This window comes from Microbacterium sp. H6, from assembly GCF_003314775.1.
GTDB lineage: Bacteria > Actinomycetota > Actinomycetes > Actinomycetales > Microbacteriaceae > Microbacterium > Microbacterium oxydans.
Window position 1 is genome coordinate 5,767 of record NZ_QOAY01000279.1, and the last position, 1,233, is coordinate 6,999.

A 1,233-nucleotide genomic window follows, 5' to 3' on the forward strand; every position below is an offset into this window, starting at 1 on the left:
ACCCGATCCCGGATGCTCGCCGGCGCGGTGATGCTCCCGGTCGCGTCGATCGCCGGACTGCCGTTGCTGATCCCGTTGACGCCGGAGCCGGTGTTCGCCGTCGAGGCGACCCGCACCCCGGTGCGCGCCCAGTCGTTCACCACCCCCGACACCGTCACCGGGACGGTGATGGTGCGCGGGGACTACACGGTGGCGGTGACCGCCCCCGTCGGGACCGAGTCGTACGCGCACACCGCGGACACATTCACCAACGACCCGGCATCGGCGGTGCAGTGGCCGTTCACCGTGGGAGTGCCGATCAGCAGCACGTTCGGGTACCGCACCCCGCCATGCCCGTCCTGCTCAAATTTCCATGCCGGACTGGACATGACCCCCGGGATCGGCACCCCGATCCAGGCGATCGCCGACGGGGTGGTCACCACCGCGACGGAGCAGGGCGGCGCGTACGGGGTGTACGTGGTGATCCGGCACGAGATCGACGGGCAGGTCGTGGAAAGCGCGTACGCGCACATGCGGGAAGGGTCCCTCGCCCTGACCCCGGGACAGACCGTGCGGGTGGGGCAGATGGTCGGCCGGGTCGGGGACAGTGGACGCAGCTTCGGCGCACACCTGCACTTCGAGATCCGCACCGGAGGCGAAGCGGTGGACCCGCTGGCGTGGCTTCCGGCGAGGGTGAGGCCCTGATGGACGCACTCCTCATTGTGGCTCCGGCGCTGATCCCGAGCCCGGGGATCAGCTTCGTTCAGGTCGGTCCGTTCCAGATCCGGTTCTACGCGCTGGCGATCCTGGCCGGGATCGTGCTGGCGGTGCTGATCACCGGCCGTCGGCTGCGGGCGGTCGGGCACCCGGCCGGGGTCGTGGTGGATGTGGCGATGTGGGCGGTGCCGTTCGGGATCCTCGGCGCCCGGATCTACCATGTGCTCACCCATCCCGGCGACTACTTCTTCCCTGGCGCGGACCTGTGGCGGGTGCTCTACATCTGGGAAGGCGGGATCGCAATCTTCGGTGCGATCCTGGGCGGGCTGGTCGGGATTGTGATCGGCACCCGTCGCGCCGGGATCCCGGTGCTGCTGTTCCTGGACGCGCTCGCGCCGGGGATGCTGGTCGCCCAGGCGGTGGGACGGCTGGGGAACTACTTCAACCAGGAGCTGTTCGGCCCGCCCACCACCTTACCGTGGGGGCTGCAGATCGACCCCTCAGCCCCCGCGATCCCGCCGGGGACCCCGGCGGGGA

The 1,233-nt window shown here is 70.4% G+C and carries 2 protein-coding genes; both read left to right on the forward strand.

The genetic code is table 11. The annotated features are described in order from the left end of the window. The coding region (locus DSP71_RS18220) for a M23 family metallopeptidase (RefSeq protein ID WP_181800778.1) at positions 1-684 on the forward strand (684 nt) is incomplete at its 5' end. Next, positions 684-1,233, forward strand: a 550-nt coding sequence (locus DSP71_RS18225; RefSeq protein ID WP_181800779.1) for a prolipoprotein diacylglyceryl transferase family protein, incomplete at its 3' end; no start/stop codon positions are given. The genes DSP71_RS18220 and DSP71_RS18225, both read left to right, overlap by 1 nt.